This is a genomic window from Nocardia tengchongensis (assembly GCF_054781395.1).
Map to the genome: position 1 here is coordinate 211,754 of NZ_BAAGUM010000009.1, position 14,658 is coordinate 226,411.

Consider the following 14,658-nt stretch of genomic DNA (forward strand, 5'->3'; position numbering starts at 1 on the left):
AAAAATCACCATTTGGTAACCGTCGTGTCCGTCCGGGTCACTTACCGGCACAACGGGTTCCGTGGGGCGTCTGTGCAGGTGGTCGCGGCGAGTCTCGACCGATAGGCGTCCGTCACCAGTCCGTGACCCTTCTGTTATGTGACGAAGATCACATGTGTGGCCGGGTAACGAACTGGGCAATCTCAGCGCGCCCGGCGTCCCGACCACAGCGCGTAGACGATCGACAGCAGGAAGCCCAGCGGCGCGCACATCGCCAGCAGGTACAGCCACACCCCCGGCTTCGAATCGGTCAGCAGTCCGACGCCGAAGATCGCGAAAACCGCCAGCAATCCGATCGCGAACAACCCCATGGCGACATAGAGCAGCCAGCTCGCCGAACGGCGAGGGGTCTGCTCGGAAGAAGTATTGGACACCTCGAGACCGTAAAACTGATGTGCTCGGGCTATTCGCACCGGGGTAGACTCGAAGCTCAGTCGCGTCCTGCATAGCTGTGTGGGGCGCGTTCTTTTGCCCGGTCACGCCGGGCTGGAATGACGAACGGGTGAGCGCAGTGCCGACCGGCAAGGTGAAGTGGTACGACGTCGAAAAGGGCTTCGGCTTCCTGTCCCAGGATGAGGGAGAAGACGTCTATGTTCGATCGTCGGCGCTGCCCGACGGTGTCGAGGTGCTCAAGCCCGGACAGCGTGTCGAGTTCGGTATGGCCGCGGGTCGCCGTGGCCCGCAGGCGCTTTCGCTGAAGCTGCTGGAGACCCCCACCCTGCGCGAGGAGCGCGGCGGCCGGGGTGAGCGCGGTGGCCGCGGCGGCCGCACCGACGGCGCCCCCATCGACCGCAAGTCCCCGGACGAGCTGCACGGCCTCATCGAGGACATGATCACGCTGCTGGAGACCAAGGTGCAGCCGGATCTGCGGCGCGGCAAGTACTCCGACCGCAAGACCGCCCAGCGCATCGCCGAAGTGGTGCGCGGCGTCGCGCGGGAGCTCGACCACTAGGTCGACCGCACAGCTCGAAACAGCGAGCGGGCCCCGGTGATTCGATCACCGGGGCCCGTTTCGTGTTGGGCCGGACCCTGTCTCGGCAGGGTCCGGGTCTCAGCTGAACAGCGCGGGGTCGAACGCGGGCGTGTGCACCGCCCAGATGCCGCGGGAGATGATGCCTTCGTTGCCGGCTTCGTCACGCGCGGGGACGGGCAGGTGCATCTCCATGATGGCCAGCTGCACATGCTCGTTGGCGGGGGTCTTGATGGTCAGCGTGCGCGGGTGGTCCCACTTGGCGTCCTTGTCGCGTTCCGGCTTGCCGGACAGCTTCCAGGGCTCCTTGTAGGTGAGGATCTCCGCGTCGGCCTTGTTGTTGGCCAGGCGGTACCCGATCAGCAGTTCCCAGGGCGCGTCGGCGATCTCCTTGGGCAGCGACAGCTGGATCGTGGAACCGGGCGGCACGTCGAGGTTGGAGACGGCTTCGGTGGTGTTGCACTTGCCCATCGAGAGGTGTTCCTTGGAGATCTCGAGGTCGCAGTACAGGAAGGGATTCACCGTCACGGACTTCCCGTGCGCGTACGCCGTGATCTCCGGATCGGACTTGTCGGTATGGCGGGCGATGACCACGATCGCGGCGAAATAGGCCACGGCCACCACGACTAGAACCGCCAGCAGCGCGATGATCGTGCGGGCTTTGGGTTGGCTCACCGGGTTTCCTGTCCGTTTACGGGTTGGGTTCCTCCCGCGCCGTGCGCGGCGGGGATCTCCTGCTTGGCGTGCTGAGGTCGGTTACCGCCCAAACCGGGCAGCAGCGAATGACCACGGTAGCTGACCACCGTCTGGATCAAGCCCAGCGCCATGATGACGCAGACCACGGCGAAGCCCTTCCACCACATGGTCGGCATCCACAGCGTGGGCAGCAGCACGCCCAGCGCGCCGCCCAGCACCCACGCCAGCTGCAGCACGGTCTCGGAGCGGCCGAAGCCGGAGGCGACGGATTCGGGCGGCAGGTCGTCCTGGATGGAGGCGTCCAGCGACACCTTGGCCAGGGCGCTCGCCCCCGCCGCGATCAGGGTGGCGATGGCCGCGCCCATCAGACTGTTCAGGATCGCCGCGGCGATCGCGGCGGCGACACAGGCGAGGGTGCAGAGCAGCACGATCAGTTGCGGGCGGCCGAGTTTCATGCGCGCGCCGGTGGCGTTGCCGGCAAAGTTGCCGATCGCGGCGGCCGCGCCCACGATGCCCAGCATGGCGATCTGCTGCACGCCGTGATGGCCGGTGGTCTTCACCACGAACGCGACGTAGAAGGTGAGGAAGCCGGTCAGCACGCGCACCGTGCTGTTGCCCCACAGGCCCGTCACCACCGAACGGCCCAGCGGCTGACGGCGTTTGGTGGGCGGCACGTCGCCGGCCCGGCTCGGGTCCAGCACCTCGGTGCGGGAATCGCCGCCGTGGTAGCCGAGGGTGGCGGGCACCTCGCCCTCGGTGTTCTCCACCCAGGCCGGGATGCGCAGGCTCAGGAACGCGCCCGCGGCGGCGAGCGCGGCGGCGAAGAGCAGCGCGCCGGTCGAGCCGGTCACCTTGGCGATCAGCGCGGCCACGCCGCCCGCGCACAGGGTGCCGCCGACCAGCCCGAAGACGGTGAGTCGAGAGTTGGTGCGCACCAGGTCGATTCCCGGTGGCAGCACACGCGGGGTGACCGCGGACTTCAGCACCGAGAACGATTTGCTGAGCACCATCATGCACAGCGCCAGCGGGTACAGCGCCCAGTTGTCGATGTTGAAGATCAGCAGTCCGGCCACCAGCACGCGGATCGCGAACGATCCGGCCAGCGCGACCCGGCGGCCGTGTTGCAGCCGGTCCAGCATGGGCCCGATGACCGGTGCGATCACCGCGAACGGCGCGATGGTGATCACCAGGTACAGCGCCACCTTGGTGACCGATTCCGCGGTCGCGCTGGCGAAGAACAACGTATTGGCCAGGGCCACCGCGATCGCCGCGTCGGTCGCGAAGTTCGCCATGGTGGCGTAGACGAGCGCGGTCAGCCCCGATTCCTCGGCGCCGTCGGCCTTGGCCGCCCGCTGGAAGGTGGCGAAACCGCTCTGCGTCAGTTCGATGCTGCGGCGCGCCGCGACCCGGGTGACGGTCAGTTTCCGGGGCGGCTTGTGCAGCCCGCCGCTGTCCTGGTCGCCGGCTTCGGACGAAAATGCCTGGGTGTGAGCCGTTTCCGGGGGTTCGGTGTCCGCCGGCCGGGTGTGCTCGGGGCGTGTCGAATGTCCCCGATCAGCGGGCGACGACTCCGCGTCGTACCGCTCGGGGCCGGACGGATGCGGAGGCTTCGAGGGATGGCGCTGTGGCGCCTGCCCGCGCCGGGACGCGTCCTCGGGCTCGTGGGGGTGCCCGGACGCCGAGTCGTAGCGCACTTTCCGGGTCGTGTTGAAGTCGTGCGGCTGCTGCCAGGCTTCCGGCTCGCTCGCGGTTCCGTTGGCCGGCCGTGTCTCGTACGGCCGGGTCGGCGGGTTGTCCCCGGGCGTGTCCCGGGTGTCCGCTTTGCCGTGGCGGCGGCGGGCCCAGCGGGACGTGTGCTCCTCCGGTGCGCGCGGTGCGTCGCCAGGGGGTTTGCCACCCGATCCGGCGGGCGGGTCGGCGGGACGCGTGGGTGCGCGCCGGGCGAGGAATTCCGGCATGTCGTCGTCGCCGCGCGGCGGCAGGGGGCGACGGCCCGCGGTGTTCGCGGGCGGATAGCGGTCGTACCCCGGATGCCGTTCGATCAAGGGGGAGTCCTCGTCGCCCCAGCGACCGGGATCGGTACCGGGGTCACGGGGAGCAGTCACGCCCCCAATTCTTGCAGTGCCGCGGTCCGGCGGCTGCACTACCGCCGGTGTGGGCCGCCACAAGTTCGGAGAGACCGGTCGTTTCGGGACGGATCAGGCAGGGACGAAGCGCACTTCGTAGGACGTCGGCCACTTTTTGCCGGTGAGCAGGAAATGATCGGTGCCGGGCAGATGGGCGATGCCGTTGAGGACATCGGTGTCCGGGGTGCGAGCGCTGCTGGGGAGCAGGCCGGAGGCGTCGATGGCGGCCAGTACCTCACCGGTGTCCGGGTCGATGCGCAGGATGGTGTCGGTGGCCCAGGTGTTGGCGTAGACGGAACCGTCCGGCGCGCAGTCCAGTTCGTTGAGTTCGACGTTCTTGTGGCTGGTCAGCGTCACCGTGCCGGTGACCGCGAAGGTCTGCGGGTCGCGGAAGGTCAGCGTCGCGCCGCCGTTGCTCATGATCACGCGGTCGCCCCGGGTGCACAGCCCCCAGCCCTCGCCGTCGATGTGGGCCGTGCGAATCTCGGCCAGGGTGGCCGGGTTTCGGGCGATGGCGATGCCGTCCTTCCAGGTGAGCTGCCAGAGCAGGTCCCCGGCCCGGGTGATGCCCTCGCCGAACAGGGTGGCGGGCAGGTCGGCGCGCGCGATCTCGGCGCCGGTGTTCAGGTCGGTGGACCGGACGGACGAACGACCGTTGAGTCCGGTGCTCTCGTAGAGGACCGACCCGTCGGCTTCCAGTCCCTCGGTGAACGCGCCCGGGTCGTGCGGCCGAGTCGCGACCACTTCGGCACGCCACTTCGGCGTGTTGTCGGCGCTGGTGCAGCCGCTGATGGTCCCGGCCAGGGCCAGGGCCGTGGACAGCGTGATCGTGACGGCCGCTACCGGTGCACGGTGTTTGCGCTCCATACGGCAAAATGTAGGGCGTGAGCGCGGTAGGAGTATCCGAGTCCGGTGTGCGGCCGATCCTGGCGGAGGCGGTCCAGCTGGCCCGCCGTGCGCTCCTGGATCTGGAACCGATCGGCGTGGGCGCGCATCTGGGCGTGACCGGCGAGGACGAATCCTCGGCCACCCACCACTTCGAGGCCACCCTGCCCGGCTATCACGGCTGGCAGTGGGCGGTCGTGGTGGCGGCCCCGCCGGAGGCGACCGTCGCCACCGTCAGCGAGTCGGCGCTGCTGCCCGGCCCCGACGCCCTGGTGGCCCCCGACTTCATTCCGTGGGACCAGCGCATCCGCCCCGGCGATCTGGCGCCCGGCGACCTGCTGGCCCCGCCGCTCGGCGACCCGCGCCTGGTGCCCGGCTACGTCGCCAGCGGTGACCCGGCCGTCGACGAGGTCGCGCTGGAGATCGGCCTCGGCCGCACCCAGGTGCTGTCCCGCGAGGGTCGCGAGGAGGCCGCCGAGCGCTGGTTCTCCGAGTTCGGTCCCGACACCGACATGGCTCGCGCCGCACCGTCCACCTGTGGCCGCTGCGGCTTCTACCTTCCGCTCGCGGGCGCGCTGCGGGCCGCGTTCGGCGTGTGCGGCAATGCCATGGGCGCGGACGGGCGGGTCGTGCACATGGCCTACGGCTGCGGCGCGCACTCGGACGTGGAACTCCCCACCGGCAACGGCTCCCCGCTGTACGAGGCGTACGACGATGCGGCCGTGGAACTGATCCCGATCGCCGAACTCCGCCCGGAAACTGCTGCTACCGAGAGCGAATCCGCCGAAGCGGACGAACCGGGCGCCGAAAAGGCTGCGGCCGACACTGATTCGACGTCCGACGCCGACCCCGCGGTCGCGCCGTCGGGAACCGAGGCCGCCGACGTGCAGGCCGGAGTCGTCGACGCCGATGTCGAGGTGACCGAGGTCGCGGTCGTGACCGAGGGCGGCGACGCCGTCGCGATCGGGGAGACCGAGGCCGAGCAGGCCGACCCCGGAGTGTTCGAGACGGCCGACCCGGACGCGGTCTACGACGACGCCTGGGCGGTGAACGCGGTGACGGTGGAACCCGAGGCCGGATCCCCCGAGTTGAACTGAGCCGTTCGCCGAACCGCCGGTAGCGCCGCCGGATTCACCCCGGCGGTGCCGCCGGCTGCACCGTGGCGAGCGCGGAATTCGGTGGATCGCGCCGGATCCTGTGTAATACCCCGGATGCTTGGCCTTGTCGTGCCAACAACCGTTTTTCGGGAAAGGGCGTAAGCCGTGGTCGCGACCGAAATCACCGATCCGTTCGGAACGGCGGAACTGCGGGCCGGGGTGGTGGCCGCCTGGCGCGGCTCGCCCACCCGGTTGCGGGAGGACGCCGCCACCGAGGCGGACCTGGTGCGCGCCGGATACCGGGACCGGCTGCTGACCGAGCTGGCGCAGAACGCCGCCGACGCCGCGGCGAAGGCCGGCGTCGCCGGACGGATCGCCGTGTGGCTGGACGGCCGCACCCTGCATATCGCCAATAGTGGTGCCCCGCTGGATGTTTCGGGTGTCCACGCGCTGACCGCGCTGCGCGCCTCGGGCAAGACCGAGGGTGCGACCGTCGGCCGGTTCGGGGTGGGTTTCACCGCGGTGCTGACGGTGTCGGACGAGGTGGATTTCCGGTCCACCAGTGGCTCGGTGCGCTTCTCGCGGGCCGAGACCTGGGCGCTGCTCGGCGTGCAGGGCATCGAGATCCCGGGCGCGCCCGGCGATTTCGAGCCGCCCGCGTTGCGGCTGGCGTGGGCGATCGAGGAGCGGCCCGCGAACGGGTTCGACAGCGAGATCGTGCTGCGCCTGCGCGAATCGGTGGACACGGTCGAACTGCTCACCGAGATGCGCGCCGAAGCCGCCGACCTGCTGTTGGAACTGCCCGCCCTGAGCAACATTCGCATCGGCGACGACGAGATCAGGAGCACCCGGCGTGATCTCGGCGACGGAATCTCCGAACTCGTTGTCACCGGCCCGAATTCGGATGAGACTCGGTGGTGGCAGTACCGCACCGACCGCGCCCGCTGGCTGCTGCCGGTGCGCGACGGCCGCCCGGTCGCCGCCCGCCCCGACGTGCTGCGCGCCCCCACCCGCTCCGACGAGGAACTGTCCATCCCGGCCGTCCTCATCGCCGACATCCCCATGCAGCCCGACCGTCGCCGCCTGCTCCCCGGCGCGCCCCTGGCCGCCCTGGCCGCCGGCTACGCCGATTTCGCCCGCGCCCTCCCGCCCCGCGACCGCCTGGTCCTGGTCCCGACCCCCGGCTTCGCCCGCAGCGAGGCCGACACCCTGCTCCGCGAAGCCCTGATCACCGAACTCCGCGACAACGAGTGGCTCCCGGTCCTCACCGTCCGCCAGGACCTCGAACCCGCGCTCGCCCCGGCGGATTTCGACGCCGCCCTCGCCGAACCCACCCCCGGCCCGCGAGCCACCGGTGACCTGGAGCCGGGTGCGATCTCCGCCGCCGGCAGGTCTTCGGATGCGGCTGCCGCCGGCCGGGAGGCCGCGGCGCCGATCGCCAAGGCGCGCGCCACCCGCGCGGCCGAGCCGGAGACGCTGCCCCTGTGGGAACTGCCCGAGGACGAATCGCCTTCCGACGCTGTCGAACCCCATGACGCCATCGGGCCGCACGATGTGGTCGCGGCCGAGTCGGGCGATCTGGCCGCTGCCGCTGATCTGGCGCGGGCCGCCGACTTGGACCGTGCCGCGGACCTGGCCGATGACGACCTGGCACCCGCCGTGGAGCCGGGCTCGTTCGGGCTGGGGACGGTTGTGGATGAATCGCGCACCGCCGGAAATTCGGCGGCGGCGGATTCGAGGGTCGGGGTGGCCTCGCCGCGCCGAGCGACCGTTTTCACCGGTGCGACCACGGAGTTGGCGGATCTGCTGGCGGAGATGGTGGGGCCGCTGGTGATTCCGGAGTTGTCGGGCCGGATGTATACCGAGGCGCTCGCCGTGCTGGATGTGCACAGGGTCGGGCTGGCCCGGATCGCGGAGTTGTCGGGGAGTCTGGAGCGGGAACCGCAGTGGTGGTATTCGTTGTACGACGCGCTGGAGTCGTTCGCGGTGGATCCGCTGTCGGTGGAGGAGCTGGGGGCGCTGGCGGTGCCGCTGGTGGACGGTCGGCTGGTGACCGGGCCGCGCACGGTGGTGCTGGATGATCAGCTGGAGCAGGCGATTCCGGTGCATTGGGCCCGGCTGGCGCATCCGGAGGCGGCGCACGAGCTGCTGGGCCGGTTGGGTGCGCGCCCGGCCACGCCGGAGGATCTGCTGAACGATCCGGGCTTGCAGGCGGCACTGGAGGACGACCCGAGCGATCCGGACACCGTGGACGCGGTGCTGTCTCTGGCGGCCCACTCCCCGGCCGCGCCGGGCGTGCTGCCGTCCTGGTTGGGTCTGGTCGAATTGCCCGATGTCGAAGGCGAATCGACGCCCGCCGACGAATTGCTGCTGCCGGGTGCGCCGCTGGGCCGGGTCCTGGTCGAGGATTCGCCGTTCACCACCGTGGACGCCGCCGTGCTGGAGCGGTACGGCCCGGAGGCGTTGCGCGCCATCGGTGTCGGCTGGGGTTTCACCCTGGTGGCGGAGTCGGATCCGACCGGCCCCGACCATCACCTCGACGACGAGGAGTCCTGGTGGGAGAGCCTGGTCGAGGATCCGGCGGAGCTGGTGGCCGTCCGCGATCTGGACCTGGTCGACGACGCCGAGTGGCCGGAAGCCCTGCGGCTGTTGCTGTCCGAGGAGTCCACCCGCCGCCTGGTCGCCGACCGCGACGGCTACACCGCGTGGTGGCTGCGGCAGCACGCGCACATCGACGGCATCCCGCTGGGCCTGCTGCGCCACCCGGACGACACCTTGTTCGCGGGCCTGCTGCCGCAACTGCCGGGTTTCGACGCGAATGATCTGCGGGTGCTGCGCAGTGTGCTCGCCGACCCGGAGGTGCTGACGCCCGCGCTCGCCGAGGAACTCCTCGACGCGCTCGCCGATCCGGCGAGAATGCCCACCCCCGAATCGATTTCGCAGACCTACCGCCGCCTGGCGGAGGCGCTCGACGCGGGCCGCCTGGACACCGCGGACCTGGTGCTGCCGGGTCAGGTGCGGGCGCTGACCGGCGAGGTGATCCCGGCCGCCGACGCGTTGGTGCTGGACCGCCCGTGGTTCGGCCCGGCGCTGCCCCCCGATCGCCTGGTGGTCGGTGACCTGGCGTGCGCGCGTCCGCTGGCCACGCTGCTGGATCTGCCGCTGGCCTCGGAGGCGGTGACGGCGGAGGTGGTGAGCAAGGGCCGGGAGACCAGCTGGACCGCCGATCCGCTGGGTGTCCTGCTGCGTTTGCAGTTCGATTTGCCGCTGCTCGCAGGCGATCTCGTGGTGCACGACGAATTGCGGGTCCGCTTGTCGGGCGCGTTCGAGGCCACGGTGGTGGTGGCGTGGTGGCGCGAGGGCGATGTCACCCACGTGCAGGGGCAGCCCCAGAACTTCGCGCGGCGTTGAGAATTCGCCCACCGCGTGACGGGTGGGCGCGAGATCGCCTGCGGCGGACCGGAATCAGGTCCGGCGCGGGCGTTTCCGCTGCCCGCGCCGGAGGGATGGGAGCCGGGTCAGGCCGCGTGGGCTGCCACGGTGGTGGCGAGGACGTCCAGTTGGTCACGGACGGCGGCGCTGTCGTTGTCGACCAGCCAGCGCAGCACGATGCCGTCGATGGTGGCGAGGATGAAGCGGCTCAGGGTGCCGACCGGAACGGTCCACTGGCAGTCGGTGGCTTCGCGCGCGTGCTCGAAGATGTCGGCGACCGTGGAGTCGTTGAAGGTGTACTGCTCGCGCGCGATCGCGAGTTTCGCGGGGGTCTGCTCGCCTTCGCGTAGCGCGTAGGTGGTGGTTTCGTAGGTGAGTAGTTGGCGTTCGGGTGTGGCTTCGATGTTGAGCCACATGAGTTCCAGGCCCGCGCGCACCAATTGTTGCAGTGCGGCTTTTCCGGTGCCGACGTCCTGCCATACGGTTTCGTTGGCGTCGACGGAATCACGCAATTCCATCGAAAGCGCCTTGACCAGCTCGGTCATCAGCTGATCTTTGTTTTCGAAACAGTAATGCACCACACCGAGGGAAACACCGGCTGCCTGCGCGACATCGCGGGTGGTAACCCCGGCCACGCCCTTTTTTTCGGCAAGGCCGATGGCTGCCTCGATAAGGTGGGCCCGTCGTTCTTCGACGCTCAATCGGGAGGACACTCCAGGGAGTTAAGCGCCCGGGACGCGTGCAGTCAATTCGCACGCTCCACCAGGTTGCTCGGTACCCCTGTTGGTCAGATGACCAGTCGCTTCCCCGGGCTAATCCAGACCGCGTTGTGCGCCTTTATCACCGCGACGTGCACTTCGGCGCTGAATCGCGAAGATGGTGTAGGCCAGTAGTCCTACGCCCAGACCCATCAGGCACACCGGCCGCGCGGTGGCCCACGCGTCGTTCAGCCACACCGCCACGGTCGCGATCAGGAAGACGAAGGCGCCCACCGCCAGCACGGGACGCGGATCGGTGAAGCGCGGCGGAATCTCCGGAACGGTCGGCGGGGTCACCACACCAGACTAGAGGGCGAGCGCGGTTCGGGTGGCGCGCCGGTGCGGCAGGTCACGGAGCAGGCGAACAGCCGACCCCCGCGCGGGCGTTCCCGTATCGTTTGCCTCTGTGACAACGCCTTCCGACATTCGAGCGCTCGCCGGTGAACTCTCGCTGGCGGTGGTGCGCTTGACTCGGCATCTGCGCGGCCGGCGGGCCGATGCCCAGATTTCGCTGACGCAGCTGTCCGCGCTCGCCACACTGAATCGGGAAGGCGCCATGACGCCGGGCGCGCTGGCCGCCAAGGAGCGGGTGCAGCCGCCGTCGATGACCAGGGTCATCGCGTCGCTGTCGGAAATGGATCTGGTGGAACGCAATCCGCACCCCACCGACGGCCGCCAGATCATCGTGTCGTTGTCCGACGCGGGCCGCGCGCTGATCGCCGACGAGAACCAGGCGCGCGAGGCGTGGATGACCGATCAGTTGTCGCAGCTGTCGCCCGGCCAGGTCGGGGTGCTGGTGGAAGCGGTCGGCATCATGAAGCAGATCGTGGACGAGTCGGAGTAGCCGGCGTTCGGTAACCGCTGTATCCGATCAACTGAAAGGTCGGTCGCTGTCGACGATTTCGCGCCCCAGCGGGAACAGTGACACCGGGATCAGCTTGAGATTCGCCCAGGCGAACGGGATTCCGATGATGGTGACGGCCAGCGCGATGCTGGTCATCAGGTGACCCAGGGCCAGCCACCAGCCGGCCGCGATGATCCAGATGATATTGCCGAGCATCGAGCCCACGCCCGCGCCGGGCTTCTCCACGGCTTCCCGGCCGAAGGGCCAGAGCACGAAATAGGCGATGCGGAACGACGCGATCCCCCAGGGGATCGTGATGATCAGGATGCAGCAGATGAGTCCGGCGACCACATAGCCGAGGGCCATCCAGAATCCGACCAGTACTAGCCACAGGATGTTCAGAATCAGCTGGATCGGTTTCACGATTCCAGCATGCCAGCGCGCACCGGCCCCGCACCACCGGGAAAACCCCGATTCCGAGTGGGGGCACTCGTCAGTGGTAGATGAAAAGGCGTGCACATTCCGCTGCCGGAAACTCCCCACTGCTAATCTCGCGCTATCTAGGCTCTGGCCAGCTCCATAGCCGTTTGATGGCATCGGGAGAAAGTATGGGCACACTTTGAGCAAAGTAAAGCGATTATCGATCGGCCTCACGGCCCTGACGCTCGCCGCCACCGGCACCCTGGTGGCATGCAGTAACGCTGATTCCTCGAGTTCGGGCTCGGCGTCCAGCACGAAAGCCGAGGGCGGCGGCTCGTCCTCCGGGTCCGGCCCGGCGCGCAACCCCTATCTCGCCGCCGACCATTACGCCATCACCCACCTGGATTCCGCGCAGTCCGACAGCTTCCCGGACCCGATCCCGCGCGGCACGTTCCACATCGACCCCAAGGCCATGCCGCGGGTGCCGGTCGGACCGGTCAGCATCATGACTCTGGCCTCGACCTCCGACAAATACCGCTGGATCTCCTCCAGCGCCGGCGTCCGCTACGTCGACGTCTCCGACGGCGGGTTCAAAGAGGTCGCGGCCCTGGACACGCCGGGCGTCGCGCCCATCTCCCCGCAGGCCCTGGACCAGGTGCTGGACCAGAACTTCACCGACGCCGGGCAGATCCAGAACGCCATCGCCCAGGACTGGGGCGGCGCGAACTGGACGCGCATCGCAAACGGCGTCTACGGCCTGGTCGACAAGGACAACCGGGTCTACTTCAACACCTTCGACTCGCAGCTGTTCATCTTCGCGCTGAAGAACAAGGACAAGCCGGAGGACGGCATCGAGGTCGTCAAGCACGTCGACCTGAAGCAGTACCTGGGCACCAAGACCACCTCGCTGGGCATGCCCGAGAACATCGTCGGCGTCAGCATGACCTACGACGGTCACGTCGTGGTGGCCTCGTCGCGCGGTCTGATGGTCTTCGATCGCGACCTCGACGGCACGCCCCAGCAGGTGCGCTTCGGCGGCGACGAGACCGTCTCGAACTCCATGGCCAACGACGAGCACGGCGGCATCTACATCGCCAGCGACAAGGTCATGCGCAAGGTGGTGTGGACCGGCAGCAAGCTCTCGACCGAGGAGAGCGACGGTGCTTGGTCCTCGCCCTACGACTTCGGCCGCCAGCCCCCGGCGGTCAAGTTCGGCATCGGCACCGGGTCCACGCCGACCCTGATGGGCTACGGCAAGGACGACGACGAGCTGGTCGTGATCACCGACGGCGCCGACCACATGAAGCTGGTCGCGTTCTGGCGCAACAAGATTCCGGAGGGCTTCGCCCAGAAACCGGGCGCCAAGTCGAATCGCATCGCCGACCAGATCGAGGTGACCGCCGGTCAGACCGATCCGAAGCCGGAGTTCATCCAGTCCGAGCAGTCGGTGGTGGTCAACGGCTACGGCGCGTTCGTGGTGCAGAACATCGGCGCGGGCGGCGAACCCGACCGCCTGGTGGACGTGCTGGCCAACGGCCCCGTCGACGCCCCGCCGCACGGCATGCAGCGCTTCGAATGGGATCCGAAGGCGCACCAGTGGAATTCGGTGTGGGAGCGCGGTGACGTGGTCTCCACCTCCATGGTCCCGGCCACCTCCACCGACACCGGGATCGTCTTCGTCAACGGCTACAGCAAGGCCGACGGCTGGGAGGTCACCGGCCTGGACTGGAAGACCGGAGAAACCGTGCACCGCACCATCTTCGGGCAATCCAACCTCGGCAACGGCGCGTACGCCATCGTGGAGGGCCTGCCCAACGGCGACCTCCTGTTCAACAGCGTCGGCGGACCGTTCCGGGCGAAGATCGCCGGGAAGTAAGGACCTCCGGCTCCGTCCCAGGGCCGGGTGGGGTCAGTGGCCGGACGGCACCCTCGGGTGCTGCCCGGCCACTTCCTGTAGAAGAACCAGCCTGTAGAAGAACCAGCCTGTAGGAGAACCAGCCTGTTTCAGAAGAACCAGCCCAGTTCGGCGTCGCGATCGCCGGTGAAGGCCTCGTCGAACGCCCGCAGCACCGCCGGGTCCTTGGCCTGAATCCGGTTGGCGGCGGCGTAGACCCGGGCCCGGTAGACGCCGAAGTAGAGGCTGCCCAGCACATCGATGCCGAGTTCCAGGTCCGGGGTCCGGTCGGTGCGCTCGCATTCGGCGACGCCGTCCCGCACCCGCAGCGCGAAGACGCCGCCCGCGTTCCGGAACGGATCGTCCACGGACAGCACCACATCCAGGTCCCGCTGGTAGGAGCGGGCGGTGAGGGCGGCGGGGACGTCCATGACGCGGGCCCACAGGGTGTCGTGGCGGCCGACGACCTCCACCAGCCGGGGATCGGTCAGCAGGTAGGGGAGTGGATCGCTGTCGGTCGTGCTCGCCTTGACGGTGTGCACCAGATCCATGCTCAACAGCACCCGCCACAGCGCGACATGGGCTTCCGGTGTGACCGCGCGCAATTCACGGACGGTGACGGTGTTCTTGTAGTCCTGCCAGCGGCGCCGCAGGATGGCGTATCCGTCCGGGTGGATCAGGAAGAACTGCGCGGCGCCGTCCTCGTCCTGCACCGCTTCCGCGAAGATCCGATGCCGCCAGCGCGCTTCGGGTCGCACCTGGGCGCCGGGGGTGAGCCGCCGCCAGCGGTCGTAGATCCCGGGCAGCGCGAGTTCCGCCTCTTGCAGCGACGCCATCTGAACGCCGCCGGGATCCGCTGTGCTGGACCGGAATTCGGCGATCCGACCGCGCACCGAGATATCCACCTCCGCGATGGACGGGCCGTACCCGAAGCGGCCGTAGATGCCGCCTTCGCTGACCGAGAAAATAGTGAGCGGCAGCCCCTCGGCTTCGGTGCGCCGATGCAGCTCGGTGTAGACCGCCCGAAGGATGCCGCGCCGCCGGTGCGTGGGCGCGACCACGACGCCGGTGACGCCGCAGGCCTGCACGGTGCGCCCACCGGGCACCGTGACGGTCATGGTGAGGTCGTTGGCGTGCCCGACGATCCGATCGCCGTCGACCGCCACCAGGGCCCGCTCGGTCGGGAAGACCTGCGGCCAGTACTCGAGGTCGGTCGCGGTGCCGCGCATGCCGAAAGCCATGTCCGACAGCCGGGTGATCTCCGCGGCTTCCTGAGCTCGTGCCGAACGCACGGTAATGCCATTCGTCGATGCCATGACTCGAACATCCCAGGATTTCTCGTCCGGCGCATCCGAATTCTCAGGGGTGAGCTGCGGCCCCCGCCGCGGCAGCTCACCCCTGAGAACGGACCCCCCGATCGGCCCCCGGCCGACATTCCCCCAGATGCAGCCCCCCTGACTGCGATCCCCCCGGAGCGCAGCCCCCGACTGCGATTCC

The 14,658-nt window shown here is 69.1% G+C and carries 13 protein-coding genes; 5 read left to right on the top strand and 8 right to left on the bottom strand.

The annotated features are described in order from the left end of the window. Positions 1-182: 182 nt before the first annotated feature. Positions 183-413, bottom strand: a complete 231-nt coding sequence (locus ACYVKL_RS23985; RefSeq protein ID WP_357198322.1) for a hypothetical protein — start codon at positions 411-413, stop codon at positions 183-185. A gap of 137 nt (positions 414-550) precedes the next feature. On the opposite strand from ACYVKL_RS23985, the gene ACYVKL_RS23990 reads away from it, so the two are divergent. Then, on the top strand, positions 551-991 hold the full coding sequence (locus ACYVKL_RS23990) for a cold-shock protein (RefSeq protein ID WP_379168879.1): 441 nt from the start codon (positions 551-553) through the stop codon (positions 989-991). 99 nt (positions 992-1,090) lie between these two features. Here ACYVKL_RS23990 and ACYVKL_RS23995 read toward each other — a convergent pair whose 3' ends face one another. The 3 genes from ACYVKL_RS23995 to ACYVKL_RS24005 all read right to left on the bottom strand — a co-directional run bounded on the left by ACYVKL_RS23995 (position 1,091) and on the right by ACYVKL_RS24005 (position 4,698). Next, complete coding sequence (locus tag ACYVKL_RS23995; RefSeq protein ID WP_379168193.1) at positions 1,091-1,684, bottom strand: DUF2771 family protein; 594 nt, start codon at positions 1,682-1,684, stop codon at positions 1,091-1,093. Then, positions 1,681-3,810 (bottom strand): MFS transporter, encoded by a 2,130-nt coding sequence (locus ACYVKL_RS24000; RefSeq protein WP_379168195.1) that lies wholly within the window; start codon positions 3,808-3,810, stop codon positions 1,681-1,683. Before ACYVKL_RS24000 ends, ACYVKL_RS23995 begins: the two co-directional genes overlap by 4 nt. Positions 3,811-3,903: 93 nt before the next feature. Beyond that, a complete protein-coding gene (locus ACYVKL_RS24005) occupies positions 3,904-4,698 on the bottom strand; it encodes a glutaminyl-peptide cyclotransferase (RefSeq protein WP_379168198.1) in 795 nt (264 codons plus the stop codon). Between the two features lie 17 nt (positions 4,699-4,715). On the opposite strand from ACYVKL_RS24005, the gene ACYVKL_RS24010 reads away from it, so the two are divergent. After that, the gene (locus ACYVKL_RS24010; RefSeq protein WP_379168200.1) at positions 4,716-5,813 is read left to right on the top strand and encodes a DUF3027 domain-containing protein; all 1,098 of its coding nucleotides are present in this window, start codon (positions 4,716-4,718) and stop codon (positions 5,811-5,813) included. Positions 5,814-5,993: 180 nt separating this feature from the next. Continuing rightward, on the top strand, positions 5,994-9,224 hold the full coding sequence (locus ACYVKL_RS24015; RefSeq protein WP_417629433.1) for a sacsin N-terminal ATP-binding-like domain-containing protein: 3,231 nt from the start codon (positions 5,994-5,996) through the stop codon (positions 9,222-9,224). 107 nt (positions 9,225-9,331) lie between these two features. Here ACYVKL_RS24015 and ACYVKL_RS24020 read toward each other — a convergent pair whose 3' ends face one another. Together ACYVKL_RS24020 and ACYVKL_RS24025 are read right to left on the bottom strand one after the other, a co-directional pair. Continuing rightward, a complete protein-coding gene (locus ACYVKL_RS24020; RefSeq protein WP_213558181.1) occupies positions 9,332-9,958 on the bottom strand; it encodes a TetR/AcrR family transcriptional regulator in 627 nt (208 codons plus the stop codon). A 99-nt stretch (positions 9,959-10,057) separates the two neighbouring features. Beyond that, entirely contained in the window at positions 10,058-10,300 is a 243-nt protein-coding gene (locus tag ACYVKL_RS24025) for a DUF2530 domain-containing protein (RefSeq protein WP_213558180.1), read from the bottom strand. 109 nt (positions 10,301-10,409) lie between these two features. Between ACYVKL_RS24025 and ACYVKL_RS24030 the strand changes: the two genes are divergently transcribed. Next, on the top strand, positions 10,410-10,847 hold the full coding sequence (locus ACYVKL_RS24030) for a MarR family winged helix-turn-helix transcriptional regulator (RefSeq protein WP_213558179.1): 438 nt from the start codon (positions 10,410-10,412) through the stop codon (positions 10,845-10,847). A 27-nt stretch (positions 10,848-10,874) separates the two neighbouring features. Here the strand turns inward: ACYVKL_RS24030 and ACYVKL_RS24035 are convergent, their stop codons facing one another. Further along, positions 10,875-11,270, bottom strand: a complete 396-nt coding sequence (locus ACYVKL_RS24035; protein ID WP_379168205.1) for a YccF domain-containing protein — start codon at positions 11,268-11,270, stop codon at positions 10,875-10,877. A 196-nt stretch (positions 11,271-11,466) separates the two neighbouring features. Here ACYVKL_RS24035 and ACYVKL_RS24040 point away from each other — a divergent pair, with 196 nt between their 5' ends. Continuing rightward, positions 11,467-13,143, top strand: a complete 1,677-nt coding sequence (locus ACYVKL_RS24040) for a hypothetical protein (RefSeq protein WP_379168206.1) — start codon at positions 11,467-11,469, stop codon at positions 13,141-13,143. A gap of 128 nt (positions 13,144-13,271) precedes the next feature. On the opposite strand, the gene ACYVKL_RS24045 is transcribed toward ACYVKL_RS24040, so the two are convergent. Continuing rightward, positions 13,272-14,477, bottom strand: a complete 1,206-nt coding sequence (locus tag ACYVKL_RS24045) for a GNAT family N-acetyltransferase (RefSeq protein WP_379168208.1) — start codon at positions 14,475-14,477, stop codon at positions 13,272-13,274. Positions 14,478-14,658: the final 181 nt, after the last annotated feature.

Bases quoted from the DNA above. Each gene is read 5' to 3' on its own strand.
- ACYVKL_RS24005 (WP_379168198.1), bottom strand. From the start codon at position 4,698: ATGGAGCGCAAACACCGTGCACCGGTAGCGGCCGTCACGATCACGCTG.
- ACYVKL_RS24045 (WP_379168208.1), bottom strand. From the start codon at position 14,477: ATGGCATCGACGAATGGCATTACCGTGCGTTCGGCACGAGCTCAGGAA.